This is a genomic window from Cellulomonas sp. (assembly GCF_965229465.1).
In the GTDB taxonomy this organism is placed as follows: domain Bacteria; phylum Actinomycetota; class Actinomycetes; order Actinomycetales; family Cellulomonadaceae; genus Cellulomonas.
Genome location: NZ_OZ245882.1, coordinates 726,589 through 752,421 on the forward strand (window position 1 = coordinate 726,589; position 25,833 = coordinate 752,421).

30 protein-coding genes are annotated in these 25,833 nt (G+C 73.4%); 10 read left to right on the forward strand and 20 right to left on the reverse strand.

Annotated features, from left to right (window positions below; genetic code table 11):
* Positions 1-105: 105 nt before the first annotated feature.
* Entirely contained in the window at positions 106-1,680 is a 1,575-nt protein-coding gene (locus ACO06A_RS03365; protein WP_421734676.1) for a helix-turn-helix domain-containing protein, read from the forward strand.
* Here ACO06A_RS03365 and ACO06A_RS03370 read toward each other — a convergent pair.
* Both ACO06A_RS03370 and map read right to left on the reverse strand, forming a co-directional pair.
* A complete protein-coding gene (locus tag ACO06A_RS03370; protein WP_421734677.1) occupies positions 1,677-2,009 on the reverse strand; it encodes a MazG nucleotide pyrophosphohydrolase domain-containing protein in 333 nt (110 codons plus the stop codon). The genes ACO06A_RS03365 and ACO06A_RS03370 overlap by 4 nt on opposite strands.
* A gap of 38 nt (positions 2,010-2,047) precedes the next feature.
* Positions 2,048-2,812: a type I methionyl aminopeptidase gene (gene map / locus ACO06A_RS03375; RefSeq protein WP_421734678.1), complete on the reverse strand. Its 765-nt coding sequence runs from the start codon at positions 2,810-2,812 to the stop codon at positions 2,048-2,050.
* A 68-nt stretch (positions 2,813-2,880) separates the two neighbouring features.
* On the opposite strand from map, the gene ACO06A_RS03380 reads away from it, so the two are divergent.
* Entirely contained in the window at positions 2,881-3,153 is a 273-nt protein-coding gene (locus tag ACO06A_RS03380; protein ID WP_421734679.1) for a helix-turn-helix domain-containing protein, read from the forward strand.
* 28 nt (positions 3,154-3,181) lie between these two features.
* Here the strand turns inward: ACO06A_RS03380 and guaB are convergent, their stop codons facing one another.
* The 3 genes from guaB to ACO06A_RS03395 form a co-directional block, all read right to left on the reverse strand.
* A complete protein-coding gene (gene guaB / locus ACO06A_RS03385) occupies positions 3,182-4,693 on the reverse strand; it encodes an IMP dehydrogenase (protein WP_421734680.1) in 1,512 nt (503 codons plus the stop codon).
* Between the two features lie 41 nt (positions 4,694-4,734).
* Positions 4,735-5,463: a DNA-binding response regulator gene (locus ACO06A_RS03390; protein WP_421734681.1), complete on the reverse strand. Its 729-nt coding sequence runs from the start codon at positions 5,461-5,463 to the stop codon at positions 4,735-4,737.
* A 156-nt stretch (positions 5,464-5,619) separates the two neighbouring features.
* Positions 5,620-6,543, reverse strand: coding sequence for a MerR family transcriptional regulator (locus ACO06A_RS03395; RefSeq protein WP_421734682.1), 924 nt, complete (start codon positions 6,541-6,543; stop codon positions 5,620-5,622).
* Between the two features lie 251 nt (positions 6,544-6,794).
* Between ACO06A_RS03395 and ACO06A_RS03400 the strand changes: the two genes are divergently transcribed.
* A complete protein-coding gene (locus ACO06A_RS03400) occupies positions 6,795-7,091 on the forward strand; it encodes a WhiB family transcriptional regulator (protein ID WP_421734683.1) in 297 nt (98 codons plus the stop codon).
* A 145-nt stretch (positions 7,092-7,236) separates the two neighbouring features.
* On the opposite strand, the gene groES is transcribed toward ACO06A_RS03400, so the two are convergent.
* Complete coding sequence (gene groES / locus ACO06A_RS03405; protein WP_056089045.1) at positions 7,237-7,533, reverse strand: co-chaperone GroES; 297 nt, start codon at positions 7,531-7,533, stop codon at positions 7,237-7,239.
* A gap of 204 nt (positions 7,534-7,737) precedes the next feature.
* Between groES and ACO06A_RS03410 the strand changes: the two genes are divergently transcribed.
* The 4 genes from ACO06A_RS03410 to ACO06A_RS03425 all read left to right on the forward strand — a co-directional run bounded on the left by ACO06A_RS03410 (position 7,738) and on the right by ACO06A_RS03425 (position 11,004).
* The gene (locus ACO06A_RS03410) at positions 7,738-8,919 is read left to right on the forward strand and encodes a THUMP-like domain-containing protein (RefSeq protein ID WP_421734684.1); all 1,182 of its coding nucleotides are present in this window, start codon (positions 7,738-7,740) and stop codon (positions 8,917-8,919) included.
* The gene (locus ACO06A_RS03415) at positions 8,919-10,067 is read left to right on the forward strand and encodes a glutamate--cysteine ligase (protein ID WP_421734685.1); all 1,149 of its coding nucleotides are present in this window, start codon (positions 8,919-8,921) and stop codon (positions 10,065-10,067) included. The genes ACO06A_RS03410 and ACO06A_RS03415 overlap by 1 nt, the downstream gene beginning before the upstream one ends.
* Positions 10,068-10,129: 62 nt before the next feature.
* Entirely contained in the window at positions 10,130-10,477 is a 348-nt protein-coding gene (locus ACO06A_RS03420) for a PadR family transcriptional regulator (protein ID WP_421734686.1), read from the forward strand.
* On the forward strand, positions 10,474-11,004 hold the full coding sequence (locus tag ACO06A_RS03425; protein ID WP_421734687.1) for a hypothetical protein: 531 nt from the start codon (positions 10,474-10,476) through the stop codon (positions 11,002-11,004). The genes ACO06A_RS03420 and ACO06A_RS03425 overlap by 4 nt, the downstream gene beginning before the upstream one ends.
* Here the strand turns inward: ACO06A_RS03425 and ACO06A_RS03430 are convergent.
* Complete coding sequence (locus tag ACO06A_RS03430; protein ID WP_421734688.1) at positions 11,001-11,555, reverse strand: hypothetical protein; 555 nt, start codon at positions 11,553-11,555, stop codon at positions 11,001-11,003. The genes ACO06A_RS03425 and ACO06A_RS03430 overlap by 4 nt on opposite strands.
* Positions 11,556-11,649: 94 nt before the next feature.
* The gene (gene tsaD, locus ACO06A_RS03435; protein WP_421734689.1) at positions 11,650-12,690 is read right to left on the reverse strand and encodes a tRNA (adenosine(37)-N6)-threonylcarbamoyltransferase complex transferase subunit TsaD; all 1,041 of its coding nucleotides are present in this window, start codon (positions 12,688-12,690) and stop codon (positions 11,650-11,652) included.
* Between the two features lie 87 nt (positions 12,691-12,777).
* On the opposite strand from tsaD, the gene ACO06A_RS03440 reads away from it, so the two are divergent.
* Positions 12,778-13,419 carry a malonic semialdehyde reductase gene (locus ACO06A_RS03440; protein WP_421734690.1) on the forward strand — a complete coding sequence of 214 codons (642 nt, stop codon included), beginning with the start codon at positions 12,778-12,780 and terminating at the stop codon, positions 13,417-13,419.
* A gap of 10 nt (positions 13,420-13,429) precedes the next feature.
* On the opposite strand, the gene ACO06A_RS03445 is transcribed toward ACO06A_RS03440, so the two are convergent.
* The 7 genes from ACO06A_RS03445 to ACO06A_RS03475 are packed head-to-tail and all read right to left on the reverse strand — an operon-like array spanning position 13,430 to position 19,252.
* Entirely contained in the window at positions 13,430-14,281 is an 852-nt protein-coding gene (locus ACO06A_RS03445) for a sulfurtransferase (protein ID WP_421734691.1), read from the reverse strand.
* Positions 14,278-14,760 (reverse strand): ribosomal protein S18-alanine N-acetyltransferase, encoded by a 483-nt coding sequence (gene rimI / locus ACO06A_RS03450; RefSeq protein ID WP_421734692.1) that lies wholly within the window; start codon positions 14,758-14,760, stop codon positions 14,278-14,280. The genes ACO06A_RS03445 and rimI overlap by 4 nt, the downstream gene beginning before the upstream one ends.
* The gene (gene tsaB, locus ACO06A_RS03455) at positions 14,757-15,437 is read right to left on the reverse strand and encodes a tRNA (adenosine(37)-N6)-threonylcarbamoyltransferase complex dimerization subunit type 1 TsaB (RefSeq protein WP_421734693.1); all 681 of its coding nucleotides are present in this window, start codon (positions 15,435-15,437) and stop codon (positions 14,757-14,759) included. The genes rimI and tsaB overlap by 4 nt, the downstream gene beginning before the upstream one ends.
* Before the next feature lie 5 nt (positions 15,438-15,442).
* Positions 15,443-15,976, reverse strand: a complete 534-nt coding sequence (gene tsaE / locus ACO06A_RS03460; protein WP_421734694.1) for a tRNA (adenosine(37)-N6)-threonylcarbamoyltransferase complex ATPase subunit type 1 TsaE — start codon at positions 15,974-15,976, stop codon at positions 15,443-15,445.
* A complete protein-coding gene (alr, locus tag ACO06A_RS03465) occupies positions 15,973-17,133 on the reverse strand; it encodes an alanine racemase (protein WP_421734695.1) in 1,161 nt (386 codons plus the stop codon). The genes tsaE and alr overlap by 4 nt, the downstream gene beginning before the upstream one ends.
* A gap of 23 nt (positions 17,134-17,156) precedes the next feature.
* The gene (locus tag ACO06A_RS03470; RefSeq protein WP_421734696.1) at positions 17,157-17,771 is read right to left on the reverse strand and encodes a nucleoside/nucleotide kinase family protein; all 615 of its coding nucleotides are present in this window, start codon (positions 17,769-17,771) and stop codon (positions 17,157-17,159) included.
* Complete coding sequence (locus tag ACO06A_RS03475) at positions 17,768-19,252, reverse strand: NAD(P)H-hydrate epimerase (RefSeq protein ID WP_421734697.1); 1,485 nt, start codon at positions 19,250-19,252, stop codon at positions 17,768-17,770. The genes ACO06A_RS03470 and ACO06A_RS03475 overlap by 4 nt, the downstream gene beginning before the upstream one ends.
* A gap of 97 nt (positions 19,253-19,349) precedes the next feature.
* On the opposite strand from ACO06A_RS03475, the gene ACO06A_RS03480 reads away from it, so the two are divergent.
* Entirely contained in the window at positions 19,350-20,336 is a 987-nt protein-coding gene (locus ACO06A_RS03480) for an LLM class F420-dependent oxidoreductase (RefSeq protein WP_421734698.1), read from the forward strand.
* A gap of 4 nt (positions 20,337-20,340) precedes the next feature.
* Here the strand turns inward: ACO06A_RS03480 and ACO06A_RS03485 are convergent, their stop codons facing one another.
* Positions 20,341-20,694 carry a holo-ACP synthase gene (locus ACO06A_RS03485; RefSeq protein WP_175348031.1) on the reverse strand — a complete coding sequence of 118 codons (354 nt, stop codon included), beginning with the start codon at positions 20,692-20,694 and terminating at the stop codon, positions 20,341-20,343.
* A gap of 18 nt (positions 20,695-20,712) precedes the next feature.
* Positions 20,713-22,569, reverse strand: coding sequence for a glutamine--fructose-6-phosphate transaminase (isomerizing) (gene glmS / locus ACO06A_RS03490; RefSeq protein ID WP_421734699.1), 1,857 nt, complete (start codon positions 22,567-22,569; stop codon positions 20,713-20,715).
* A 74-nt stretch (positions 22,570-22,643) separates the two neighbouring features.
* Here glmS and coaA point away from each other — a divergent pair, with 74 nt between their 5' ends.
* Positions 22,644-23,594 carry a type I pantothenate kinase gene (gene coaA, locus ACO06A_RS03495; RefSeq protein WP_421734700.1) on the forward strand — a complete coding sequence of 317 codons (951 nt, stop codon included), beginning with the start codon at positions 22,644-22,646 and terminating at the stop codon, positions 23,592-23,594.
* Position 23,595: 1 nt separating this feature from the next.
* On the opposite strand, the gene ACO06A_RS03500 is transcribed toward coaA, so the two are convergent.
* From ACO06A_RS03500 to ACO06A_RS03510, 3 genes are all read right to left on the reverse strand, one after another.
* Entirely contained in the window at positions 23,596-24,192 is a 597-nt protein-coding gene (locus tag ACO06A_RS03500; protein WP_421734701.1) for a hypothetical protein, read from the reverse strand.
* 138 nt (positions 24,193-24,330) lie between these two features.
* Complete coding sequence (locus ACO06A_RS03505) at positions 24,331-25,026, reverse strand: DedA family protein (RefSeq protein ID WP_421734702.1); 696 nt, start codon at positions 25,024-25,026, stop codon at positions 24,331-24,333.
* Between the two features lie 167 nt (positions 25,027-25,193).
* Positions 25,194-25,829, reverse strand: coding sequence for a peptide deformylase (locus ACO06A_RS03510; protein ID WP_421736006.1), 636 nt, complete (start codon positions 25,827-25,829; stop codon positions 25,194-25,196).
* Positions 25,830-25,833 lie beyond the last annotated feature (4 nt).

Below are 25,833 nucleotides of genomic sequence, written 5' to 3' on the forward strand. Positions count from 1 at the left end.
CGTCATATCGCGGCTGAGTTACCGACAGCAGTGGAGGGCGGGTCTGACCGATTCGATCCGGACGTTGGGGATGGCAATATCTCATCCATGAGTTAGCGTCTTCCCATGACCACGACGACCACCCCGGTCCCGACGAGCACGGGCGCCCTCCCGATCATCGAGGACCAGCTCGCGCACGTCGGCTCCCTCGTCCGCTCGGCCCGCCAGCACCGCGGCCTCACGCAGACCCAGCTCGCGGAGCGCCTGGCCACGAGCCAGTCCGCGATCCACCGCATCGAGCAGGGCGCGCAGAACGTCAGCCTCGAGATGCTCACGCGCATCGGCGCCGCCCTCGACTCCCCCATCGTCACGCTCGGCGGCCCGCAGCGCACCCACCTGCGCGTGCACGGCGGCCAGACCCTGAGTGGCCGGATCGACGTCAACACCAGCAAGAACGGGGCCGTCGCACTCCTGTGCGCGTCGCTGCTCAACCGCGGCACCACCCGCCTGCGGAACGTCGCGCGGATCGTCGAGGTGGACCGGATCGTCGAGGTCCTGCGCTCGATCGGCGTCCGCGCCACCTGGTCCACGGACGGCCGCGACCTGGAGATCGTCGTCCCCGAGCACCTCCAGCTCGAGGCGATCGACGTGGACGCCGCCCGGCGCACGCGGTCGATCATCATGTTCCTCGGCCCGCTGCTCGGCCTCGAGGACGAGTTCCGGCTGCCCTACGCGGGCGGCTGCGACCTGGGCACCCGGACGGTCGAGCCGCACCTGATCGGCCTGCGCCCCTTCGGCCTGGACGTCACGGCGACCGCCGGCGACTACCACGGGCTGGTGACCCGCGGCGGTGCGCGGGACCTCGCGGTCGTCCTGACCGAGCGCGGGGACACCGTCACCGAGAACGTCATCATGGCCGCCGCCCGGCGCGAGGGCGTGACGACCATCCGCAACGCCAGCTCCAACTACATGGTCCAGGACCTGTGCTTCTACCTGGAGCTCCTCGGGGTGCGGATCGACGGCATCGGCACCACGACCCTGCGCGTGCACGGCCTGGCGGACATCGACGCCGACGTGGAGTACGCGGTCTCGGAGGACCCGGTCGAGGCGATGAGCCTGCTCACCGCCGGCATCGTCACCGGCTCGGAGATCACGGTCGGCCGCGTGCCCATCGAGTTCATGGAGATCGAGCTGGCGACGCTGGCCGAGATGGGCCTGCGGTTCACGCTCTCCGACGAGTACGCCGCCGCCAACGGTCGGACCCGCCTGGTCGACGTGACTGTGCACCCCAGCGACCTGCGCGCGCCGATCGACAAGATCCACCCGATGCCGTTCCCCGGCCTCAACATCGACAACCTGCCGTTCTTCGCGGCGATCGCGGCGTGCGCCGAGGGTTCCACCCTGATCCACGACTGGGTCTACGAGGGCCGCGCCATCCACCTGACCGACCTGACCCGCCTGGGCGCGGACGTCCGCCTGCTCGACGCCCACCGGCTCCAGGTCACCGGCCCGACCCACTGGTCCGGCGCCGAGGTCTCCTGCCCGCCCGCACTGCGTCCCGCGGTCGTCATCCTGCTCGCCATGCTCGCCGCCAAGGGCACCTCGGTGCTGCGCGACGTCGACATCATCGCCCGCGGGTACGAGCAGCTCCAGGACCGCCTGGTGCAGCTGGGCGCGCAGATCGAGACGTTCCGCGACTAGCCCTCGGGCGTGGCGGGGCCGGCCAGGTGCGTCCGGAGGTCCGCCATCGTGCGCCCGAACGCCGCCTCCAGGTCGACGCCGTACGCGTCCGCCAACGACATGACCGACCACAGGCAGTCCGCGAGCTCGTGCGCGAGCGCCTCGTCGAGGTCGGCGCGCGGCCGCACCCCCGCCTTGCCCTGCACCAGCTTGGCCAGATCACCGACGTCGCCGAGGAACCCGAGCATCAGCTCCTCGGTGCTCCAGCTGCGTCCGAACCTCTCGGCCTCACGCGTGGCGTAGGCCGCTCGGACCGCACGCGCCTGCGTCTGCATCTCCCCGAAGTCCACCGGCCCAGTATCGAGGGACAACACCCGCCCGCGGGCAGCTACGCCGTCAGGACGATCGGCCCGTCGTCGGTGATCGCCACGGTGTGCTCGCTGTGCGCGGTGCGCGCGCCCGTGGCACTCCGGAGGGTCCAGCCGTCGCGGTCGGTGACGAGCGTGGCGGTGTCGGCCATGACCCACGGCTCGATGGCGAGGAGCAGGCCGGGACGCAGGACGTACCCGCGGCCAGGCCGGCCGGCGTTCGGGAGGTGCGGGTCCTGGTGCATGGTCGAACCGACGCCGTGCCCGCCGAGGTCGGTGTTCACGGGGTATCCCGCCGCGGTGAGCACCGTGCCGATCGCGTGCGAGAGGTCTCCGATCCTGGCGCCGGGGACGGCTGCCGCGATGCCGACCTCGAGCGCCCGACGCGTGGTCTCGATCATGCGGAGGTCCACGGGGTCGACCGCGTCACCGACGACGAAGCTGATCGCCGAGTCGGTGACGATGCCGTCGAGCGCCGCGGCGAGGTCGAGGGTGAGCAGGTCACCGTCGCGCAGGGCGTAGTCGTGCGGGAGCCCGTGCAGCACGGCGTCGTTCACCGAGGTGCAGATGACATGCCCGAAGGGGCCGCTCCCGAACGAGGGCGCATAGTCGACGTAGCTGGACACCGCGCCGGCGTCGGCGATCAGCTGCGCCACCCAGGCGTCGATCTCGAGCAGGTTGGTGCCGACCGTGACGCGCTCCCGCATCTGCCGCAGGACGCCGCCCACGAAGGCCCCGCTGGCGCGGGCTCGCGGCAGCTCCGCGGGGCTGTAGAGCTCGATCATGAGAACCGCCTTCTCAGGGAGTCGAATAGGTATACCGGTAATCATATCCCGGTATTACTATCGGAGTCATGGTCCGACTCCCCCTGTCCCCCGCCGAGGTCCAGCGCGGAGAACGCCTCGGCGCGCTCCTGCGCCAGGCGCGCGCCGACCGCTCCATGGTCGAGGTGGCGCTGACGGCGGGCATCTCCCCCGAGACGCTGCGCAAGATCGAGACCGGGCGCATCCCCACCCCGTCGTTCTCGACGATCGCCGCGATCGCAACCGCGCTGGGGATCTCGCTCGACGAGGTGTGGGCCGCGATCCGGGACGACGCCGAACCGCGCCGGCTGGTCGCGTCCTAGCGACGCACCTGCGGGACGACCCCCCGGGTCAGCGACCCGTGTAGTTGGGTGCCTCGACCGTCATCTGGATGTCGTGCGGGTGGGACTCCTTGAGCCCGGCCGCCGTGATCCGGATGAACTGCCCACGGTCCTGGAGCTGCGGGATGGTGTGCGCACCGACGTAGAACATCGACTGGTGCAGGCCGCCGATCAGCTGGTGCGCCACGGCGGACAGAGGTCCGCGGTACGGCACCTGGCCCTCGATGCCCTCGGGGACGATCTTCTCGTCGGAGGACACGTCGGCCTGGAAGTACCGGTCCTTGGAGTAGGAGATGCGGCCGCGGGACGCCATCGCGCCGAGCGAGCCCATCCCGCGGTAGTGCTTGAACTGCTTGCCGTTGACGAACACGAGCTCGCCCGGCGACTCGTCGCAGCCGGCCAGCAGCGAGCCGAGCATCACGGTGTCCGCACCCGCGACCAGCGCCTTGGCGATGTCCCCGGAGTACTGGAGGCCGCCGTCGCCGATGACCGGGACCCCGGCGGGCTTGCACGCGCGGGCGGCGTCGTAGATGGCGGTGACCTGCGGGACGCCGACGCCGGCGACGACGCGGGTGGTGCAGATGGAGCCCGGTCCGACGCCCACCTTGACGGCGTCGACACCCGCGTCGACCAGCGCCTGGGCGCCCGGGGTCGTCGCGACGTTGCCGCCGATGACCTGGACGTGGCGGGTGGAGGGGTCGGACTTGAGCTTGCGCACCATGTCGAGCATGAGCCGCGCGTGCCCGTTGGCGGTGTCGACGACGAGCGCGTCCACCCCGGCCTCGACCAGCGCGGTCGCCCGCTCCCACGCGTCCCCGAAGAACCCGATGGCGGCACCGACGACCAGCCGACCCTCGCCGTCCTTGGTCGCGTCCGGGTACTGCTCGGACTTCACGAAGTCCTTGACGGTGATCAGTCCGCGCAGGATTCCCGCGTCGTCCACCAGGGGGAGCTTCTCGATCTTGTGCTTGGCCAGCAGCGCGGCCGCGTCGTCGCGCGCGATGCCGACGGACGCCGTGACCAGCGGCATCGGCGTCATCACCTCACGCACGCGGCGCGTCTCGAACTCCTGGGCGGGAACGAAGCGCAGGTCACGGTTGGTGATGATGCCGAGCAGCCGGCCGACCTCGTCGATGACCGGCAGCCCGGACACGCGGTAGATGCCGCAGAGGTGGTCCAGCTCCGCGAGGGTCGCGTCCGGACCCACCGTCACGGGGTCGGTGATCATGCCGGACTCGGAGCGCTTCACCAGGTCCACCTGGTGGGCCTGGTCCTCGATCGACAGGTTGCGGTGCAGGATGCCGATGCCGCCCTGGCGCGCCATGGCGATGGCCATGCGCGACTCCGTGACGGTGTCCATGGCGGCCGACAGCAGCGGCACGCGCACGGTGATCTCGCGCGTCAGGCGCGAGGACGTGTCCACCTCGCTCGGGATGACGTCCGTCTCCCCCGGCAGGAGGAGCACGTCGTCGTAGGTGAGCCCGATGCGGGCGAACGGGTCGGCAGGCGAGTGCTCCGTCATCCGGCAAGGATACGCGGGCGGACGCGTGCTGAGGGCAGGCCCTACTGGATCAGACCCCGCCGCAACCCGATGGCGACCGCCTGGGCGCGGTCGTTGGCGCCGAGCTTGCGGAACAGGCGACGCGCATGGGTCTTCACGGTGTCCTCGGACAGGTACAGCTCGGCGCCGATCTGCGCGTTCGAGCGACCGTGGCTCATGCCCGTGAGCACCTCGATCTCGCGCTTGGTGAGCGGCACGCCGGGGATCGCGCCCGTGGTCGGCACGCCGACCGGCGGACCGTTGGCGTCGGGAGCGCCCAGCGCGGGCACACCGGCGGCGGGCGTGCGCAGGTCGCCGGCGCGGAAGCTGCCCTGGCTGGGCACGTCGACGGGCTGCGACCGCGGGGCCGTCTGGGCCGGGAGGACCGGGCTGGCCAGCACGTGCGCCGCCACGGCGGACAGCTCGGCGCGGCCGACGTCCGGGGCGAGGAAGCCCCGCGCACCGAGCGCGAGCGCACGGTCGAGCGCCACGGTGTCGTCCGGCAGCGCGAGCAGCACGATGGCCGCGGCCGGCGCGACCGCGCGCAGCCGCCGGATGGCCTCGATCGCCCCAGGGGCGGCCAGGTGCGCGTCGAGCAGGACGACCGTCGGAGGCATGCGCCGGGCCAGGCTCAGCAGCTCGTCGACCGACGACGCCGCCCGGACCGGGCCGAGCGCGGGCACGCCGATGGAGGTCACGACGAGCCGCTCTCGAACGACCGCCGAGCCGTGACAGACCACGACTCCCGCCATGTTGGTTCCCCTCTCGGCCCCGAGTGGGGCACCTGAGTTCTATCGGCTGATGGCCTCGTCGAAGTTAGCCGCACCGTCGATCGACCCGGCCGCAGGCGGGGCTTCGTCCGCCCCTGCGCCGCCTGCGTGGAATGTCTCCCCCAGTCGGCCGTGCCGTCAGGGCTCGCCGCCCGATGTCGCGACCGCCAGCAGCTCGTGGAGCAGGCCCGTGAACGTCCGCGCCCGGTGCACGGACCGGCCCAGCGGCATGGAGTCCGCGGCGCCGTCCGGCACCATCACGAACTGCGACAGGTCCGGGTGCTCCCGCGCGAGCCGCTCGACCACCTCGAGATCGGCGTCCGACCGCTGCCCGATGGTCACCACGGCCCGCGCCCGGGTCATGGCCGTGAGCTCGACCGCGTGGTGCGGACCCACCGGACCTCCGACGATGCGTGCGTCGACACCGTGTGCCGCGAGCGCCCCCGCCAGGGCGTGCGCGACCAGCGGCCGCGCCTCCCGGGGCGCGACGAGCACGAGGACGACGGGCCGACGCGCTCCCGTCGGCGGCACCGCGTGCTCCCGCAGGGCGGCGAGGGCGCCGGCATGCACCGCGGCGACCGCGTCGACGCCGGGCGGGTCCACGACCGTGCGGCGAGCGAGGGCCGCCAGGACCGGCTCCACCAGCCCCGTCCACCAGAGCGCGACGTCGGCACCCTCGATCGCGAGCAGCCGCGTGCACCGGTCGACGTCACCGGCGAGGGCTGCGTCGACGACCGCGGTCGGGGTGGTCGGCACGCCGTCGTGGGTGTGCGCGGGAGTTCCGGCGGTCACGTCGGTCGCCAGGGCGATCCGGGCCGACTCCGCGGGCGCCACACCGTCCAGCGTGAGCCGCCGCATGACCAGCAGCCGCTCGACGTCGACGGCCGAGTAGCGCCTGTGCGCCCCGGCGGAGTGCTCCGACGGCCCGAGCCCGTACCGGCGGTCCCAGGTGCGCAGCGTCGCGGGTGCCACGCCGAGCCGCCGCGCGACAGCGGCGACGGCGAGCGCCGGGGTCGGTGGTGCCACCGGCCCCGTCGGTTCGTCGTCCTCGCGCGTCACCATGGCGCGATTCTGCCAGGCCGGCGCGATTCGGCCTCATCGGGCGCGTCGACCCGCGACACGCCGACCAGGGCCTTCATGCACAATCGCGCCACCGAATCAATGTGCGAACGGGTCTTGAACAACTTCTGGCGCGGTTGTAACGTCCTCTCCAACGCGTTGCCCCGGTGGACACCCTCCGGTTCCCGTGTTCACGACTTCCCGGCGCACCCGCCCACGTGGCGGATGGCGGCGGATCGACAGAGGAGGAACTCATGGCCGAGATCTCGCGCCTTCCCGGACCGGTGATGGACCTGTGGGAGTGGCAGTTCGACGGAGCGTGCCGGGATGAGGACCAGGACCTCTTCTTCCACCCGGAGGGTGAGCGCGGCTCGGCCCGTCGGCGTCGGGCCGAGGCGGCCAAGGCGATCTGCGCCACGTGCCCCGTGATCAAGGCGTGCCTCGAGCAGTCGCTGGCCGTCCGCGAGCCGTACGGCGTGTGGGGCGGCCTCTCCGAGGACGAGCGCTCCGCCGTCCTCGCGCAGCGGGGTCGCGCCAGCCGCGTCGGCTGAGACGCCGCCCACCGGAGCCCCTCCCCTCGTCGGCACGATCGAGGGAGGGGCTCCGGTCTGTCCGGCCCCGGACGCGCGAAGGCCCCCCACGGCAGCTGCCGTGGGGGGCCTTCGCGAGTGAGCGGGGCGCGTGGCGCCCCTCAGCTCACTTGACGACGATCGCGAGGATGTCGCGCGCGGAGAGGATGAGGTACTCCTCGCCGTCGTACTTGACCTCGGTGCCGCCGTACTTGGAGTAGATCACCTTGTCGCCGACGGCGACGTCGAGCGGGATCCGGTTGCCGTTGTCGTCGACACGGCCGGGTCCGACCGCCTGGACCTCGCCCTCCTGGGGCTTCTCCTTGGCACTGTCCGGGATGACGAGACCGAAAGAGGTCGTCGCCTCTGCCTCGAGCGTCTTGACGACGATCCGGTCCTCGAGGGGCTTGATGGAGACCGACACAGCGGACCTCCCCTTCGCATGTGAGTAGTTCTCTGAGGTACGTGCGCGCTCTCGGACACGTCGTCGCGGGTGCCGTGGCCTGGAGCGCTGCTGGCACACTCACCGGGAGAGTGCCAGCCACTCACTCTAGGAACCGGTTAGCACTCGGTCAAGGCGAGTGCCAACGAACCGTCCTGGCGAGTCTGTGCGTGCGAGGATCGCCGCATGGATCGCGAGGGCATCGCCCAGCTGCTGAGCCCGGCGGGCTGGGCGCTGCTGTCCGCTCTGCCGCCGTACGACGAGAGCCGCACGCTGGCCCTGTCGGAGCGGATGCGCGACGAGGGAATCGACCCCGCGCTCGTCGCCGCCGCGCTCACCCAGTCGCGCCTGCGCGCGAAGGCCACCGCGAAGTTCGGCACGTTCGCGGACGGGATGCTCTTCACCGCCGCCGGCCTCGAGCAGGCGACCCGCCTCACGGTCGCGGCCCACCACGCGCGCCGGTTCCGTGACGCCGGCAGCACGCTGGTCGCCGATCTCACCACGGGGATCGGCGCCGACGCCATGGCGTTCGCGGGGATCGGGCTGCGGGTGCTGGCCATCGACGTCGACGAGGCCACCGCGGCGATCGCCACCGTGAACCTGCGGCACTTCCCCGACGCCGAGGTGCGGCACGGCGACGGGCTCGCGCTCGACCTCGAGGCCGAAGGCGTCGACGGCGTGTACGCCGACCCCGCCCGCCGGACCTCGTCAGGCAGCCGCGTCTTCGACCCCTCCGCCTACGAGCCGTCCCTGGACGCGGTGCTCGCGGTGCGCGCGCGGGTGCCCGCCCTCGGCCTCAAGCTCGGCCCCGGCATCCCGCACACCGCCCTGCCCGACGACGCGCAGGCACAGTGGGTCTCGGTCGACGGCGACGTGGTCGAGGTCGGCCTCTGGTTCGGCCCGCTGGCGCCGGAGGGTCCCGGCCGGTCCGCCCTGGTCCTGCGCGCCGGCGAGGCCCACGTGGTGCGCGCCACCAGCGAGGAACGACCCTCCGTGGGACCGGTCGGCGGCTACCTCTACGAGCCCGATGGCGCCGTGATCCGTGCCGGCCTGGTCGGCGAGGTCGCGCACCAGGTGCGCGGACACCTGGTGGACGCCACGATCGCGTACGTGACCTCCGACGCTCTCGTCCCGTTGCCCAGCGCCACCGCGTACCGCGTGCTCGACACCATGCCGTTCGGTCTCAAGCGGCTCCGCACCTACCTGCGGGGGCGTGACGTGGGGAAGCTGACCATCAAGAAGCGCGGGACCGCCGTCGTGCCGGAGCAGCTCCGCCGGCAGCTGGACCTGCGCGGCAGCGCGACCGGGACGATCATCCTCACGCGCGTCGCGGGCAGCCAGCAGGTGCTCGTGGTGGAGCCCGTCTGATGGCCACGCCGGTGCGGGTGCCGTTCGCGCACTCCGAGCGGTCGAGCGTCGGGATCGAGTGGGAGGTCGCCCTCGTCGACGCGGACTCCGGCGACCTGCGCCAGGCCGCGGAGGCGATCCTGGCGGCCGTCCGGCCCGCCGACGGCTCCGAGCACCCCCTCATCACGCAGGAGCTGCTGCTCAACACCGTCGAGATCCGCTCGGGCAAGTGCCGCACGATCGCCGAGGCGACGGCCGACCTCCAGCGCGCGCTCGACGAGGTGGAGGCGGCCGCGTCCCCGCTGCGCATCGAGCTCATGGGTGGCGCCACGCACCCGTTCGCCCGCTGGGCGCAGCAGAAGGTCACCGACAAGCAGCGGTACGCCACCCTCATCGACCGGACGCAGTGGTGGGGCCGGCAGATGCTCATCTACGGGGTGCACGTGCACGTCGGCATCGAGGACCGGGACAAGGTGCTGCCCATCTCCCGGGCGATGCTCAGCGTCTTCGCGCACATCCTGTCGCTGTCGGCGTCGTCACCGTTCTGGGGTGGCAAGGACACCGGCTACGCGTCCAACCGCGCCCTGCTCTTCCAGCAGCTGCCCACCGCGGGCCTGCCGTTCGCCTTCGAGGAGTGGTCGCAGCTCGAGCAGTACGTCGGCGACATGCTGCACACCGGCGTGATCGACCAGTTCGACGAGATCCGGTGGGACATCCGGCCCGCGCCGCGGTTCGGCACCCTGGAGATGCGGATCGCCGACGGCGCCTCCAACCTGCTCGAGGTGGCGGCGATCTCCGCCCTGACGCACTGCTTCGTCGAGCACTTCTCGTCGATGCTGGACCGCGGCGAGCCCCTGCCGATGCTGCCGCCGTGGTTCGCGCAGGAGAACAAGTGGCGCTCCGCGCGGTACGGCATGGACGCGATCATCATCACGAACGCCGCCGGTGACGAGGAGCTGGTCACGGAGTCGATCGGTCGCTGGCTCGTCGAGCTGGCCCCCGTCGCCGAGCGGCTCGGGTGCGCCGCCGAGCTCGAGCAGGTGCGCGTGATCCTGCGCCGCGGGGCGTCGTACCAGCGGCAGCGCGCCGTCGCCCGGCGTCACGCGGGCGAGCTCGACGCCGTCGTGCGCTCCCTCGTCGCGGAGCTGCAGGCCGGCCGGCCGCTCTAGTCCGGAACCCGGCGTGGCCCACTACTTGTCATTGCCTACTACTAGGTAATAGCGTGTCGGTCATGGACGAGCCCCGCGACCCACAGCTGCTCAAGGGAGTGCTCCCGATGCTCGTGCTCGCGCTCCTGACCGAGCGCGAGTCCTACGGGTACGAGCTGGTCACCCGCCTGCACGACGGCGGCCTCGACGACCTCAGCGCCGGGACGGTGTACCCGGTGCTCAACCGCCTCGAGCGCGACGGGCAGATCTCGTCACGCCTCGTCGCGTCCACCGCGGGACCGGCCCGCAAGTACTACCTCCCCACCGGCACCGGTGCGGAGCAGCTCTGGAGCACGGCCCGCGCCTGGCGACAGCTCGCCATCACGGTCGACCACCTGCTCACCCGGGCCACCACGAAGGAGTCCTCATGACCACGCTGCGCGACACCCTGATCCGTGAGCGCTACCTGACGCGGTTCAGCTGGGCGATGCAGGACTTCCCGAAGTACAAGCGGGTGGTCCGTGAGCTCCGCACCGAGCTGACCGCGGCGTCCGCCGAGGTCGGCATGCGGCAGGCGGTGGCGGACCTGGGCCACCCCCGCGTGCTCGCGGAGAGCTACCTGAGCGGGCTCGGCCGACCGGTGCCGCGCTGGACCACCGGAGCCGTGTGGGGAGGACTGGCCGTCGGCGCGGTCGTCTACCTCGCCATGGCCTACACGTTCGGCACTCTCGACACGCTCGAGCAGCTGGGCGGCGGGACGGTCGAGCGGGAGTTCCTCGGCGCCACGGTCGTCTACACCCACGACGACGGCGGCATCTCGACGAGCTTCACGCTGACGTGGCAGGCGCTGGTGTTCTACGCCGCCGTGTTCACGGTGCCGTTCCTGCTCGGCGCCCGCGTGTGGCGGGCGTGGGGCACTCGCAGCGCGCAGGGGTCCGTCCGCCTGACCGTCGCCTAGCGCGCGCCGGTGACGACGAGCTCGTCGGCCATGCCCGCGGCGTAGTGGTGCGGCAGGTTGCAGACGACCTCGTACCGTCCGGCCGGGAGGTCGAGCGTGACCCACCCCACCGCCCCGGAGGGCAGACCGTCGCCGGCGCCCTCGGCACACGGTGCCGACGCCTCGCCCAGGCTGCCGGTCTCGTCCACGGAACCGTCGGCGCCCTGCGGCCGCTCACCGACGGACGCGCCGGGGGCCAGCGGGAGCACCACGAGCTCGTGCGTCCGCAGCCCCAGGTTCCGGGCGACCAGAGTCACCGACCCCTCGGGCACCGACGCGGGCATCACCCGCAGCACGGCGCTGCTGCGGTGCATCCGGCGCAGCATGCGGCCGTCGCCGAGCATGACCGCGACGGTCGCTCCCGGGTCGAGGGTCGGGGTGCACGTCGAGCGGACGACGCCCGCCCCGCGACCGTGCATCATGCCGGGACCGGCCTGCTGCTGGTTCACCGTCACGCAGCCCGTCAGCACCGCCGCCGAGGCCACCGCCACCAGGACTCGTCCACCTCGCACGACACCCACCGCCTCCGCACCGGCGCCGCGCGGCGCGCGACCCCTCCCCCTCATGGCACGCCGGAGCCTCCCGAGCCGACAGGGCAGAAGGTCCTCAGACCAGCACCCGGGTGAGCGGCATCGAGGAGTCGACGGGCAGGTCCAGCGACGACGGCGGCAGCCCGCGACGCAGCACGGCCGAGCCGAGCGCGGCGATCATGGCGCCGTTGTCGGTGCAGTAGCGGATGGGTGGGATGCGCAGCTCGATGCCGGCCTCGGCGCAGCGCTTCGCGGCCATGTCCCGCAGCTGGGAGTTGGCGGAGAAGCCGCCGCCGACCACCAGGGTGTCCACGCCGTGGGCCCGGCACGCGGCTATCGTCTTGGCGGTCAGCACGTCGGCCACAGCCTCGGCGAACGACGCGGCCACGTCCGGGAGCGGAACCTCCAGGCCGGCGTCCTGCCGGGCCTCCACCCACCGCGCGACGGCCGTCTTGAGCCCGGAGAACGAGAAGTCGGCGGCGTGCGCGGCCTGGTCCTTGGCGGCGGTCAGGCCCCGCGGGAAGCGGATGGCGGTCGGGTCCCCCTCGCGGGCGAGCCGGTCGATGTGCGGGCCGCCCGGGTACGGCAGTCCGAGCAGGCGGCCCACCTTGTCGAACGCCTCCCCCGCCGCGTCGTCCAGCGTCGAACCGAGCTCGGTGACGTTGACGGTGTCGTCGATCAGCAGCAGCGACGAGTGCCCGCCCGAGACGACCAGCGCCATCACCCGCTCGGGGAACGCGCCGTCCACGAGCTCGTCCACGACCGCGTGCCCGATCACGTGGTTGACCCCGTACAGGGGCTTGTCCAGCGCGAGCGCGAGCGCCTTGGCGGCGGAGGCGCCCACGGTGAGGGGTCCGACGAGGCCGGGCCCGGCGGTGACCGCGATGGCGTCGACCGCGCCGAGCGAGACATCGGCCGTGGCCAGCGCCCGCTCGATGGTCGGCACCATGGCCTCGAGGTGGGCGCGCGAGGCGATCTCCGGGATGATCCCGCCGAACCGGGCGTGCTCGTCCACCGAGCTGGCGACGGCGTCCACCAGCAGGTCGTAGCCGCGTACGAGGGCCACGCCGGTCTCGTCGCAGGACGTCTCGATCCCGAGCACGAGGGGGTCAGCCATGGGCACCAGGATAGGTGGCCGCGACGGTGTGACGACCGCCACCTCGCTGCCCGGAACAACCATGGATAGTTGACGCTTCAACGAGACATGACCACTGACGCCACAGTCCTGGACGGCCTCGACTTTCCCACCTCCGGCCTGGCGGTCGGCGACGACGTCGCGGACCTCCTGTTCCGCGAGGCCCGCACGGCCGCCGCGTTCACCCCCGACGAGGTCAGCGACGAGCAGATCGCCGCGGTGTACGACCTGGTCAAGTGGGGCCCCACCGCCCTCAACACGGTCCCCCTGCGCCTGCTCGTGGTCCGCACCCCGGACGCCCGCCGGCGCCTCGCGGCGCACATGAACGAGGGCAACCGCGACCGGGTGCTCGAGGCCCCCGTCACGCTCGTCCTCGCCGCCGACACCGGCTTCCACGCGCACATCCCGACGCTCGCGCCGCACATGGCCGCCCTCGCCGACGCGCTCGAGGGCCAGCCTGAGCAGCGCGAGTCGATGGCCCGCATGAACGCGCTCATCCAGGCCGGCTACCTGATCGTCGGCCTGCGCGCCGCGGGCCTGGCCGCCGGCCCCATGGGTGGCATGGACGCCCAGGGCATCGACGCCGACTTCTTCGCGGAGAACGGCTGGAAGTCGCTCCTCGTCGTCAACGTCGGGCACGTCGAGGGTGCCGGTACGCACTACCCGCGCGCCAAGCGCCTGAGCTACGCGCAGGCGTCGCTCTCCGTCTGACCGACCGGGCTCAGGAGGCCGCGATCCCCCCGGGGGTCGCGGCCTTCCCCGTCTCCACCGGGCGTGCGGGGTCGTTCGACCACTGCGACCACGAGCCCGGGTACAGCGCCGCCTCGACGCCGATCGAGGCGAGCGCGGCGACCTCGTGCGCGGCGGTCACCCCGGACCCGCAGTACACAGCGACCGGTCCATCCACCCCCGCGAACCGCGCGCGCAGCTCCTCGTCGGGCAGGAACGTCCCGTCGGCGCCGACGTTGGCGGCGGTCGGCACCGAGATCGCCCCCGGGATGTGCCCCGCACGCGGGTCGACCGGCTCGACGTCACCGGCGTACCGCTCGGCCGCGCGCGCGTCGAGCAGGGAGCCGGTCCAGGCCGCGGCCTCGTCGGCGTCGATCGTCGCCAGCGCACCGGGGACCAGCACGACGTCCCCCGGCTCCGCGGTCACCGACCCGGCCTCGAGGGCGAACCCCGCCGCGGTCCACGCGGCGAGCCCGCCGTCCAGCAGTCGCACGTCCCTGAGGCCGGCCCAGCGCAGCAGCCACCAGACGCGGGCCGCCGACATCCCGCCGGCGGCGTCGTAGGCCACGACCGCACGGTCGCCGGAGACGCCCCAGCGGCGTGCGTCGACCTCGAGCCGGGCGAGGTCGGGCAGCGGGTGCCGACCGTCCCGCGGGGTCGGCGGCGCGGCCAGCTCGGTGTCCAGGTCCACGAAGACCGCGCCCGGCAGGTGCCCCGCCAGATACTGCTCGTGCCCGTCGGTCTGCCCCAGCGCCCAGCGCACGTCCAGCAGCACCGGGGGCTCGTCGCCCGCGAGCGCCGCCGCCAGGCCCTCGGCGTCCACGATGACCGCGTCCCTGGTCATGCAGGTCCCCCCTCGTCGTGGCGCAGCGCCAGGCGCATCGTCCACGCGTCGATGTTGCCCGGTTGGTAGTAGGCCCGGCGCATCCCGAGCTTCTCGAAGCCCACGCTCTCGTACAGGTGGATGGCGGGGTCGTTGTCCACGCGCACCTCGAGGAGCACCACCGCGGCACCCAGCGTGCGGGCGCGGTCCAGCAGGTTCTCCAGCATCCGTCGGCCGAGCCCGCGCCCCTGGAACCGTCCGTCGGTGCCGATGGTCATCACCTGCGCGTCGAACCCGTCGAACCACAGCCCTGCGTACCCGACCAGCTCGCCGTCGACGACCGCCCCCACGTACCACCGCCCGGGTCCCCCGATCTCGGAGGCCAGGCTCTCGGGCGACCAGGCGGCCGCCTCGAACAGCTCGACCTCCATGCGCATCAGGGCCGGCAGGTCCGCCGGGCGCAGGGGGCGGACGACGACCTCGACCGGCTGCCCGGTCATCCCAGCACGCGCTTGCGGGCCGCCTGCGGGACGGCGTCCGGGCGGCGCAGGTACAGCGGCTCGGTGCCGAGCACCTGACCGGCCGCGGTCCGCGCCAGCGCCAGTCGCGCGAGGTCGGCGGGGTCGGGGTCGAGGACGTCGGTCGTACCAGCGCTGAGCACCTCGGCGTACAGGAGCGCTCCGCGCCCGATCGCCACGGCGCCCGCGGTGCGCGGGTCGGCAGCGACGTCGGCGGGTGCCGCGACCTCCGGGCCGGCGAGCACGTCGATCACGCCCGGCTCGACCAGCCGGTACAACGCCCAGTAGACCTCGCGGCGGCGGGCGTCGGTGGCCACGAGCACGTCCGTGCCGGGCGGCAGGGCGCGGGACGCCCGGAGCGCCACCGCGTCGAGGCTCGGGACGCCGTGCACCGGGATGCCGAGCGCGAGCGCGAGGGTGCGGGCCGTGACGAGGCCCACCCGGAGACCCGTGAACGGGGCGGGACCGGTGCCGACGACCACCGCGGTGAGCTCGCTCCGGTCCACGCCGGCCTCGGCCAGGACGTCGGCGATCATCGGTGTCAGCAGCTCGGCGTGGTGCCGCTGCTGCGCGTCGGAGCGGGCGGCGAGGACCACCCCGGCGTCGTCGGTCAGGGCCACCGCGACGGCGGCGGAGGTGTCGAGGGCGAGGACGGGCACGGCGCTCAGCCTGCCACCGGGTCGGCGTCGGGCAGCGCGACGTCCGCCCAGCGTTCACCCACGGCGCGCACGGTGACCACACGCTCGCCCGCGGCGGCGTCGTCGAGGTCGTCGTCGGTCAGCGCACCGCCGCGAGGGCGAGCCAGGACGACCTCGAGGCGGTCCTGCGCGAGCGACTCCACCCAGCCCTCGCCCCACTCGACCACGGTCACGGCCTCCTCCAGGCTCGCGTCGAGGTCGAGGGCGTCCACCTCGTCGAGCGAGCCGAGCCGGTACGCGTCGACGTGCACGAGCGTCGGACCGGTGGAGCCGTCCTCGCGCGGGACCGGCGGGTGCTCGCGGGCGATGATGAATGTCGGCGACGCCACCTGCCCGCGCACGTGCAGCCCGGCCCCGATCCCCTGCGTGAGCGTCGTCTTGCCCGCGCCGAGGTCGCCGGTGAGCACGACGAGGTCCCCCGCCCGCAGCACGCCCGCGAGCGCGCGGCCGTACGCGCGGGTGGCATCGGCGTCGGGCAGCCGGACCGTGACGGCGCTCATGCCGGGACCTCGCTGTCGACGTGCACCCGCGGGACCCGCGCTCCCACCCGGGTGACGATCTCGTACGAGATGGTCCCCGCGGCGCGCGCCCAGTCCTCCGCGGTCGGCCCGCCGTCGTGCCCGGTGCCGAAGAGCTCGACCCGGTCGCCGGCCTGCTCCGTGGCTCCCGGGCCGAGGTCGAGCACCACCTGGTCCATGCACACCCGGCCGGCCACCCCGAGCGTGCGACCGCCCACCCGCACCGGTCCACCGGGGCGCTCCTGCGTGCCCGACGCGTGCCGCGGGATGCCGTCGGCATACCCGAGGGGCACCAGGCCGAGCACGGTGTCCTGCGGGGTCTCGTACTGGTGCGCGTACGAGACGCCCTGGCCGGCGGGGACGCGCTTGACGTTCGCCAGCTCGGCCTCCAGCGTCATCGCGGGCACGAGCCCGAAGTCGTCCGGGCCGCCGAGCTGCGGCACCGGCGACAGCCCGTAGACCGCGATGCCCGGCCGCACCAGGTCGTAGTGGGCGGCCGGCGTGGTGAGCGTGGCCGCCGAGTTGGCCAGGTGCCGGACCTCGAGGGTCACGCCGGCGCGCTCGACCGTCTCGAGGGTCTCCGCGAACACCTCGGCCTGGAGCTTGACGGTCGGGTGCTCGGGCTCGTCGGCGAACGCGAAGTGGCTCCACAACCCGACCACCTGGACCGCGCCCTCCGCTCGCAGGCGCAGGACCTCGGGGAGCAGCTCCGCCAGGTCGCCCGGCGTCAGCCCGTTCCGACCCAGGCCGGTGTCGACCTTGAGGTGGGCGCGCGCGGTCCGGCCCGAGGCCCGCGCGGCGGCAACCAGCTCGGCCAGGGCCCACGGCGCGGAGACCGAGACGTCGATGTCCGCCTCGACGGCCTCGCGCAGGGGAGCACCGGGTGCGTACAGCCACGTGAGCACCCGGGCGTCCGCGATCCCCGCGCGCCGCAGGGCGAGGGCCTCGTCCACCTGCGCGGCGCCGAGCCAGGTGGCACCCCCGGCCAGGGCGGCCGTGGCCGTCGGCACGAGGCCGTGCCCGTAGCCGTCAGCCTTCACGACGGCCATCACCTGGGCGGTCGGTGCGTGGGCGGCCAGTGACCGGACGTTGGCGCGGACGGCCGCGAGGTCGACGACAGCGCGTGCGGGATAGCTCACGGCGCCCAGTCTCGCACCGTCCGTCAGGTGGGACGGACGATCACGTCGGCACGCCCGGCAGTCGCCGCGACGAGCCGGGCGTTGCGCTCGTCGGGACCGTGCGACCACGCCCGGGCGGCGTCCGGCGACTTGCCGAACGCCTCGTGCCGCGCCACCAGCCGGTCCAGCCGCAGCCCGTCGTCGGGCGCGAGGAACCACGTCTCGTCGAGCAGGTCCGCCACCGGAGCGAACCCGTGGTCGGCGAGCAGCAGGTAGTTGCCCTCCACCACCACCAGCCGGACCTCCGGCGGGACCGCGATGGCGCCCGCGACGGGGTTGCGCAGGTCACGGCGGTACTCGGGCGCGTAGACCGTCCGGGCCGGGTCCCGCAGGCGGGCCAGCAGCGCGACGAAGCCGTCCGCGTCGAACGTGTCCGGCGCTCCCTTGCGGTCCGCGCGGCCGATCCGCTCGAGCTCGGTCTGCGCGAGGTGGAACCCGTCCATGGGCACGGCGACCGCGGTGGGCCCGACCGCGGTGACCACCTGGGCGGCCACGGTCGACTTCCCGGCGCCCGGCGCTCCCACGATGCCGAGGAGGCGACGCGGCCCGCTCGCGAGCAGGACGTCCACGCGGGCCCGCAGCTCGGGGGTGAGCGTCATCCGGCGAGGACCTCCGCGATCGTGCCCGGCAGGGCGTCCGCCACCGCCAGCGCGCTGATCGGGCCGCCGGGGTTGGCGCGGTGCGCGGCGCGTCCGTGCACGAGCGCGGCCGTCGCGGCGAGCGCGGCCGCGAGCGAGGGGTCGTCGTGCACGTCCTCCACCCGGCCGGCGAGCAAGGCCCCGAGCACGCCGGCCAGCACGTCCCCCGCCCCCGCGGTCGAGAGCCAGGCCGGTGCGTCCGCCTGCGCGTACGCCGCCCCCTGCGCCCCCGCGACGACGGTCACCGGCCCCTTCAGCAGGACCGTCGCGCCCGTCAGCTCGTGGGCGCGGCGTGCCCAGCGCAGCGGCTCCGCCTCGATCGCGGCCCGGTCAACCTGCTCGCCCCGCTGGGTCAGCACGCGAGCCAGCTCCCCCGCGTGGGGCGTGAGCACCGCGTGGGGCCCGACGTGCGGCGGCAACAGCTCCAGGGCACCGGCGTCGACCACCGCAGCCTCGCCGCGCTCCAGCACGTGCTCGAACGCGTACTCGATCCGCCGGCGCTGCCCGGCGTCGTCCGGCGAGACCCCCGGCCCGAACACCCACGCCTGCACCCGCCCGTGGCCGACGACCACCTCCGGGTGCGCCGCGACGACGGCGTCACCGGCGTCGCCCAGGTACCGCACCATGCCGAGGCCCGTGCGGACGGCCGCACCCGTGGTGAGCACGGCGGCGCCCTGGTAGGCCCGCGAGCCGGCCACGACCCCGAGGACCCCCCGGGTGTACTTGTGCGCGTCCGGAGCCGGCACGGGCCAGAGGTCGGCGACGTCGGACGGGTCGAGCCGGACCACCTCGGGGGCTCCGGCAGGCTCGAGGCCGAGGTCGACCAGCACCACCCGCCCCGCCGCCCGGGCGCCCGGGGGCAGCAGCAGGCAGGGCTTCGCGGCGCCGAACGTCACCGTGAGGTCGGCGTCGAGCACGACGCCGTCGCGGCGCCCGTCGTCGACCCCCAGGCCCGACGGCAGGTCCACCGCGACGACGTACGGTCGGCCGAGCGCGACGATCGCCTCGACGAGCGCGCCGGCAACCCCGCGGAGTCCGGAACCCTCGGCCCCGATGCCGAGCAGGCCGTCGATCACGGCGTCGGCGTCGGCCGCGAGCGCCGCGACCTCGTCGACCGGCTCCGCGAGGTGCACCGCACGGCCGCCGGCTCGCAGCAGCGCCGCCAGCCCCGCCTCGTGGGCGCGCGCCGCGGTCAGCACCGCACGGACGTCGACGCCGCGGCGGGCCAGCAGCGCGCCGGCGTACAGGGCGTCGCCCCCGTTGTTGCCCGGTCCGACGAGCACGACCACCCGCGCACCGGCCACGCCGCCCCGGCGCTCCCGCAGCGCGGCGGCCGTGTGCGCGTGCAGGGCGAACGCGGCGCGCTCCATCAACGGGACGCCCGCAGCCAGCAGGGGTTGCTCAGCAGCGCGCACCTGCGCGGAGGTCCAGGTCTGCAGCACGACTCTCATCCTGGTGGGTCGGTGGGTCGGCTGTCTGTTCGGATCGATTCGACCGGAGCGGGCGCACGCCGCCGGATCCGCAGGTAACGTGCCCGGCATGCGCTTCGGACTCTTCATCCCTCAGGGCTGGCGGCAGGACCTCACCGGCATCGACCCCCGCGACCACTGGCAGACCATGAGCGGCCTGGCCAAGCACGCCGACGAGGGCACCGCCTACGACTCGATCTGGGTCTACGACCACTTCCACGCGGTGCCGGAGCCGAACGGCGAGGCCACCCACGAGGCCTGGAGCCTCATCAACGCGTTCGCCGCCTCGACCAGCCGCGTCCGGCTGGGCCAGATGTGCACCTGCATGGCGTACCGCAACCCGGCCTACCTGGCCAAGGTGGCGACGACCGCGGACATCATCTCGGGCGGCCGCGTCGAGATGGGCATCGGCGCCGGCTGGTACGAGCACGAGTGGCTCGCGTACGGCTACGGCTTCCCGTCCGCCGGCACCCGGATCGCGATGCTCGACGAGGGCGTGCAGATCTTCAAGCAGATGTGGACCAACGGCACCGCGACGCTGGACGGCACGCACTACCAGGTCGACGGCGCCCAGCTGTCGCCGCTGCCCCTCCAGGTGGACGGACCGCCGCTGTGGATCGCGGGAGGCGGCGAGAAGAAGACGCTGCGCATCGCCGCCGAGCACGCGCAGTACACCAACTTCGCCGGCGCTCCCGAGGCCTTCGCGCACAAGTCGGAGATCCTGCGCGGCCACTGCGAGGCCATCGGCAGGCCGTTCGAGGAGATCACCAGGTCCGCCAACTACAACGTGGTCATCGGGTCCACGCAGGCCGAGGTCGACGACCGCATCGCGTGGGTCGAGGAGCACCTCAGCAACACCGTCCCCGCCAAGGCGGCCGAGGTCGCGGAGGACTTCCGCAACGGCCCGCTGGTGGGGACCCCCGAGCAGATCGTCGAGAAGCTCCAGGCCCTCCAGGCGCTCGGCATGACCTACGCGATCACGTACTTCGCGGAGGCCGCCTACGACCGCTCGGGCATCGAGCTGTTCGAGAACGAGGTCGTCCCCGCGCTGCGCTGAGACGTCAGTCGCGCTCGGCGACCACCACGGCGGACGCGATGCCGGCGTCGTGGGAGATGGACAGGTGGAACCGGTCCACGCCGAGCGCGGCCGCCGCGGCGGCCACCGTGCCGACCACCTCCACCACCGGCTGCGCCCCGGAGATCCGGCGCACGGTCGCGTCCTGCCAGCTCATCCCGGCGGGAGCGCCCAGCGCCTTGGCGATCGCCTCCTTGGCCGCGAACCGCGCAGCCAGGGAGGTCTCCGGCATCTGCCGCTCCTCGGGCGTGAACAGCCGGTCGCGCAGCGCGGGCACCCGGTGCAGGGTGTCGACGAACCGCGCGACGTCGACGACGTCGATCCCGACGCCGATGATCACGCTGGGCTCATGCGGGCATCACTCGACCGTGACGGACTTCGCGAGGTTGCGCGGCTGGTCCACGTCGAGCCCCTTGGCGGTGGCCAGCTCGCACGCGAAGATCTGGAGCGGCACCACGGCGAGCAGGGGCGCCAGCAGGGTGGGCGACTGCGGGACGTAGAACACCTCGTCCGCGTACGGCAGCACGTCCGTGTCGCCGTCCTCGGCGATCACCAGCGTGCGCGCGCCACGGGCGCGGATCTCCTGGATGTTGGAGACCACCTTGGAGTGCAGCGAGTCGCGGCCGCGGGGCGAGGGCACGATGACGAACACCGGCTGCCCCTCCTCGATCAGCGCGATCGGGCCGTGCTTGAGCTCCCCGGCGGCGAACCCCTCGGCGTGGATGTAGGCGAGCTCCTTGAGCTTGAGCGCACCCTCCATCGCCACCGGGAACCCGACGTGCCGGCCCAGGAACAGCACGGAGGTGGTGTCCACCATCGACCGCGCCGTCTGCCGCACCCGGTCCGCGCGGTCCAGCACCTGCTGGATCTTGTCGGGCATGGCCCGCAGCTCGGTGAGGATCTCCGCCACCTCGTCGGCGTACTTGTTGCCGCGCAGCTGCGCGAGGTACAGCCCCAGCAGGTACGCGGCGGTGATCTGGGCCAGGAACGCCTTGGTGGACGCCACCGCGATCTCCGGGCCGGCGTGCGTGTAGAGGACCGCGTCCGCCTCGCGCGGGATGGTCGACCCGTGCGTGTTCACCAGCGCCAGCACCTTGGCGCCCTGCTCGCGCGCGTGCCGCACGGCCATGAGCGTGTCCATGGTCTCCCCGGACTGCGACACGGCGACCACCAGCGTCCGCTCGTTGACCACGGGGTCGCGGTACCGGAACTCGTGCGCCAGCTCCACCTCGACGGGGATCCGGCACCAGTGCTCGATCGCGTACTTGGCCACGTGGCCGGCGTAGGCGGCGGTGCCGCAGGCGACGACGACGATCTTGTCGACCGACCGCAGCACGGACTCGTCGATCCGGACCTCGTCGAGCACCAGGCGCCCGCGGGCGTCGGTGCGGCCCAGCAGGGTGTCCGCGACGGCGTGCGGCTGGTCGTGGATCTCCTTGTCCATGAACGACGCGAAGCCACCCTTCTCGGCGGCGGCGGCGTCCCAGTCGACGGTGTACCGGCGTGCCTGCGCCGGCAGCCCGTCGAACCCGGTGACCGAGACGGAGTCGGGGGTGATGGTCACCACCTGGTCCTGCCCCAGCTCGAGGGCCTCGCGCGTGTGCGAGATGAACGCCGCGACATCGGAGCCGAGGAAGTTCTCGCCCTCGCCGATGCCGACCACCAGCGGGGAGTCGTGCCGGGCGCCCACCACGACGTCCGGCGCGTCCTCGTGCACGGCCAGCAGGGTGAACGTGCCGTGCAGCGAGCGGGCGACCTCGGTCATCGCCGCGGTGAGGTCGCCGGTGGCCTCATAGGCGCGCGCGATGAGCTGCGCGGCGACCTCGGTGTCGGTCTCCGAGAGGAACTCGACGCCCTCGGCCACCAGACCCGCCTTGAGGGAGGCGAAGTTCTCCACGATGCCGTTGTGGATCACGGCGAGCTTGCCGGCCACGTGCGGGTGCGCGTTCACGTCGGTCGGGCCGCCGTGCGTCGCCCACCGCGTGTGCCCGATGGCCGCGGTCGAGACCGGGAGCGGTCGCAGGTCGAGCTCCTCGACGAGGTTGGCCAGCTTGCCCGCCTTCTTCGCGGTCGCGAGCTTGCCGTCGGGGCTGACGAGCGCGACGCCCGCGGAGTCGTACCCGCGGTACTCGAGCCGCCGCAGGCCCTCCAGCACGACGTCCAGCGGATGATCGCTGGCTACCTGGCTACCGACGTAACCGACGATTCCACACATGGCGGGGAGTCTACCGGGGCGCCCGACCGTCTCCCGGTGCGCCTCCTGTCCGCCGCTCAGGCACAATCGTCACCGTGCCACCGTCGCTGACCCCGGCCACGCCCTACGTCGACCTGGACCGCGACGCCTGGACGCGGCTCTCCGCGTCCACCCCGCTGCCCCTGACCGACGCGGACGTGGAGCGCCTCGCCGGCCTCGGCGACCCGATCGACCTGGCCGAGGTCGACGCCATCTACCGGCCGATCTCCCGCCTGCTGGACCTGCACATCGAGGCCACCCGCGGTCTGCACGCGGCGTCGAGCACGTTCTTGCGCGAGGACGTCGGCGGGACCCCGTTCGTCATCGGCGTGGCCGGCTCCGTCGCGGTCGGCAAGTCCACCACCGCCCGCCTGCTGCGCGAGCTCCTCGCCCGCTGGCCCGCGACGCCCCGCGTCCAGCTGATCACCACCGACGGCTTCCTCTACCCGAACGCCGAGCTGGAGCGCCGCGGGCTGATGGACCGCAAGGGCTTCCCGGAGTCGTACGACCGCCGCGCCCTGCTGCGCTTCGTGTCCAAGGTGAAGGCCGGACGCCCCGAGGTCCGCGCGCCGGTCTACGACCACCTGACCTACGACATCATCCCGGGCCGCGAGACCGTCGTGAACCGGCCCGACGTGCTCATCGTCGAGGGGCTCAACGTGCTCCAGCCCGCCCGACCGACCGCCGAGGGCACGTCGAACCTCGCGGTCAGCGACTTCTTCGACTTCTCGATCTACGTGGACGCCCGGACCAGCGACGTCCGCCGCTGGTACGTCGACCGGTTCCTGACCCTCCGGGAGACCGCGTTCGCCCGGCCGGAGTCGTACTTCCACCGGTACGCGGCGCTGAGCGACCACGAGGCGGTCGAGCTCGCCGAGGGGATCTGGGGCTCGATCAACGAGCCCAACCTGGTGCAGAACATCCTGCCCACCCGCAGCCGGGCGACCCTCGTGCTTGCGAAGGGGAGCGACCACTCGGTGGAGCGGGTCCGGCTCCGCAAGCTGTAGCTCAGGGACTCGCGGTGGGCGTGCCCGCGGGCGAGATGAGCCGCACCGGGTACTGCTCGCTGTCCGTCTCCTCGAGCGCGTCGAGGGCGGCCGAGACCGCCGGCTGCGGGGATCCGCAGCGGTCCGTGGGCCACACCGGCCGGATGGCCTGACCCAGGGCGTCGACCAGCCACAGGGCCGGCGGGAGGACCGCGGCCGTGCTGCAGGTGCCCCCACGGGGGGCCGACGGACGTCGCAGGGCGGCGACGAGCGGCGCGAGATCACCCTCGCGCCAGCTCGCGGTGAGGGCCACCCACGTGCCGGACGAGTCGTGCAGCGTGCCTCCCGGCGAGCAGACGACCACGCTCGCCGCCTGGAACCCGTCGGGGACGCGTCCGGGCTCGGGGGCGTCGGCGTGCGGGGTGCCGGTCTCGGCTGCCCCACCTGCCGCGACGAGGCCCAGGTCGGCGAGCACGCGCGCGGACAGGCAGTCGGCCGCCGGAGCGACGACGGCGGTCGGGGAGTCGGCCGCGGGCTCGGGCGAGCCGCACGACGCCAGCCCCGCCACGAGGGCCACGGGCAGGGCGAGGCCGACGGCCCACCGCGCACGCACGCCCATCTCGCCCCCCTGCCTGTTCCGCCCATGCCGACGGCCACCCCCGGGGGTGTGGACAGGCACGGGAGCACCGACAGCGACGTCGGCACAGTCAGAGAGTAAGCACAGTCATGGGGGAAATGACCGGGTGAGACCGGATCGTTAGGCGGCGGGGTCGGATCGTGAGCGTCCTGTGACCGGAGGGGCGGTCTCGGTCTCCCGCTCGGTGCTCTCGACGGTCGTCCGGAGCGCCGGGGCCGGCGCGAGCGTGCGAGGTCCGGTGAACTTGCGCAGGATCCAGTCGACGATGACGCCGATCACCAGGCCACCGATCACCCCGACCACCACGGCGACCATCGTGTGGTTGTGCAACCACGCGCCCGCGCCGATGCCGATGAGCGACGAGTAGGCGCCCCACGTCACGGCCGCGATGGCGGTGAGGCCCATGAACCGGCGACGGTTGTACTTCACGGCACCGGCGGTCATGTTGACGGCCACCCGGCCGACCGGGATGTAGCGCGCCGCGATGATGAACGCGGCGCCGCGGTTGGCCAGGGCGTTCTCCGCCCAGTCGACGGCCGCCTGCCCGCGCCGGGTCCGCAGCAGCCGCAGCTCGCGCACCTTGACCTTGGTACCGATCTGGTAGGCGATCTGGTCACCGGTCCACGCGCCGGCAGCCGCGACGAGCATGATGAGCGCCAGGTTGGGCCGGCCCTCCGCCATCGAGACCACCGACAGCGCGATCACGATGGACTCGCTCGGGATCGGGGGGAAGAAGCCGTCGATCGTGGCGAACAGGTAGAGCACGACGAAGATCCACGGGGAACCTACGAGGGCCAGGGCCCACCCCTCCAGCACGTGACATCAGCTCCTGCGTCGTGCACCGTCGGTTGGTCCGTCCGGTGTCGTGCTCCACGGTAAGTCGCGACGACGCCCGGAAGACATAGGGGTGACCCCCGGTTCATCCCTGGTGCAGCCCCTATTCCTCCCGGGGTCGGACCCCGGGTCCCCCCTCAGGCCCTTGTTCAGGCCAGCGGGAAGGAGAGGGCACGGGCGGCCGCCTCGGGGACGGGCTCGGCGGACCAGCGGGCGCCGAACTCGTCGGTCGCCGCGAGCGAGCGCAGCTCCGCACGGTCCAGGTACAGCATCCCGCCCAGGTGGTCGGTCTCGTGCTGGACGATCCGCGCGGACCAGCCCTCGACGACCTCGTCGACCGCGGCGCCGTGCTCGTCGGCACCCGTCAGGTGCACCCGACGCGCACGGGCGACCACCGCCTGGTAGCCGACCACGCTCAGGCAGCCCTCGTAGAACGACACCCGCTCGTCCCCCACCGGCGAGTACCGCGGGTTCACCAGCACACGGAAGGGCAGCGGTGCACGCTCCCGCACCTCGGCGTGCTCCGGCGAGATCGAGCCCGGGTCCTCGAGCACGGCGAGCGCCAGGGGCAGACCGAGCTGCGGCGCGGCGAGCCCGACCCCGGGCGCCGCCCGCATGGTCCGGTGCATCACGTCGACGAGCACCGCGAGCTCCTCGTCCGACAGCTGACCGTCGTACGGCGTCGCCACCGCGCGCAGCGCCGGGTGCCCGGCCTGCACGATCGGCGCCACGCCCTCGGGCGAGCGCGTGCCCGACTCGATGATCCAGAGCGCGACGTCGCGCAGCGCC

Excerpts from the sequence above, each read along its gene's own strand:
- ACO06A_RS03445 (WP_421734691.1), bottom strand. The coding sequence starts at position 14,281 with ATGACCAGGGACGCGGTCATCGTGGACGCCGAGGGCCTGGCGGCGGCG.
- glmS (WP_421734699.1), bottom strand. The coding sequence starts at position 22,569 with ATGTGTGGAATCGTCGGTTACGTCGGTAGCCAGGTAGCCAGCGATCAT.
- ACO06A_RS03500 (WP_421734701.1), bottom strand. The coding sequence starts at position 24,192 with ATGGGCGTGCGTGCGCGGTGGGCCGTCGGCCTCGCCCTGCCCGTGGCC.
- rimI (WP_421734692.1), bottom strand. The coding sequence starts at position 14,760 with ATGACCGGGCAGCCGGTCGAGGTCGTCGTCCGCCCCCTGCGCCCGGCG.
- ACO06A_RS03425 (WP_421734687.1), top strand. The coding sequence starts at position 10,474 with ATGACCACGCTGCGCGACACCCTGATCCGTGAGCGCTACCTGACGCGG.
- ACO06A_RS03365 (WP_421734676.1), top strand. The coding sequence starts at position 106 with ATGACCACGACGACCACCCCGGTCCCGACGAGCACGGGCGCCCTCCCG.
- ACO06A_RS03410 (WP_421734684.1), top strand. The coding sequence starts at position 7,738 with ATGGATCGCGAGGGCATCGCCCAGCTGCTGAGCCCGGCGGGCTGGGCG.
- tsaD (WP_421734689.1), bottom strand. The coding sequence starts at position 12,690 with ATGGCTGACCCCCTCGTGCTCGGGATCGAGACGTCCTGCGACGAGACC.
- tsaE (WP_421734694.1), bottom strand. The coding sequence starts at position 15,976 with ATGAGCGCCGTCACGGTCCGGCTGCCCGACGCCGATGCCACCCGCGCG.
- guaB (WP_421734680.1), bottom strand. The coding sequence starts at position 4,693 with ATGACGGAGCACTCGCCTGCCGACCCGTTCGCCCGCATCGGGCTCACC.
- ACO06A_RS03380 (WP_421734679.1), top strand. The coding sequence starts at position 2,881 with ATGGTCCGACTCCCCCTGTCCCCCGCCGAGGTCCAGCGCGGAGAACGC.
- ACO06A_RS03400 (WP_421734683.1), top strand. The coding sequence starts at position 6,795 with ATGGCCGAGATCTCGCGCCTTCCCGGACCGGTGATGGACCTGTGGGAG.
- ACO06A_RS03395 (WP_421734682.1), bottom strand. The coding sequence starts at position 6,543 with ATGGTGACGCGCGAGGACGACGAACCGACGGGGCCGGTGGCACCACCG.
- ACO06A_RS03440 (WP_421734690.1), top strand. The coding sequence starts at position 12,778 with ATGACCACTGACGCCACAGTCCTGGACGGCCTCGACTTTCCCACCTCC.
- ACO06A_RS03480 (WP_421734698.1), top strand. The coding sequence starts at position 19,350 with ATGCGCTTCGGACTCTTCATCCCTCAGGGCTGGCGGCAGGACCTCACC.
- ACO06A_RS03420 (WP_421734686.1), top strand. The coding sequence starts at position 10,130 with ATGGACGAGCCCCGCGACCCACAGCTGCTCAAGGGAGTGCTCCCGATG.
- ACO06A_RS03470 (WP_421734696.1), bottom strand. The coding sequence starts at position 17,771 with ATGACGCTCACCCCCGAGCTGCGGGCCCGCGTGGACGTCCTGCTCGCG.
- ACO06A_RS03415 (WP_421734685.1), top strand. The coding sequence starts at position 8,919 with ATGGCCACGCCGGTGCGGGTGCCGTTCGCGCACTCCGAGCGGTCGAGC.
- map (WP_421734678.1), bottom strand. The coding sequence starts at position 2,812 with ATGATCGAGCTCTACAGCCCCGCGGAGCTGCCGCGAGCCCGCGCCAGC.
- ACO06A_RS03390 (WP_421734681.1), bottom strand. The coding sequence starts at position 5,463 with ATGGCGGGAGTCGTGGTCTGTCACGGCTCGGCGGTCGTTCGAGAGCGG.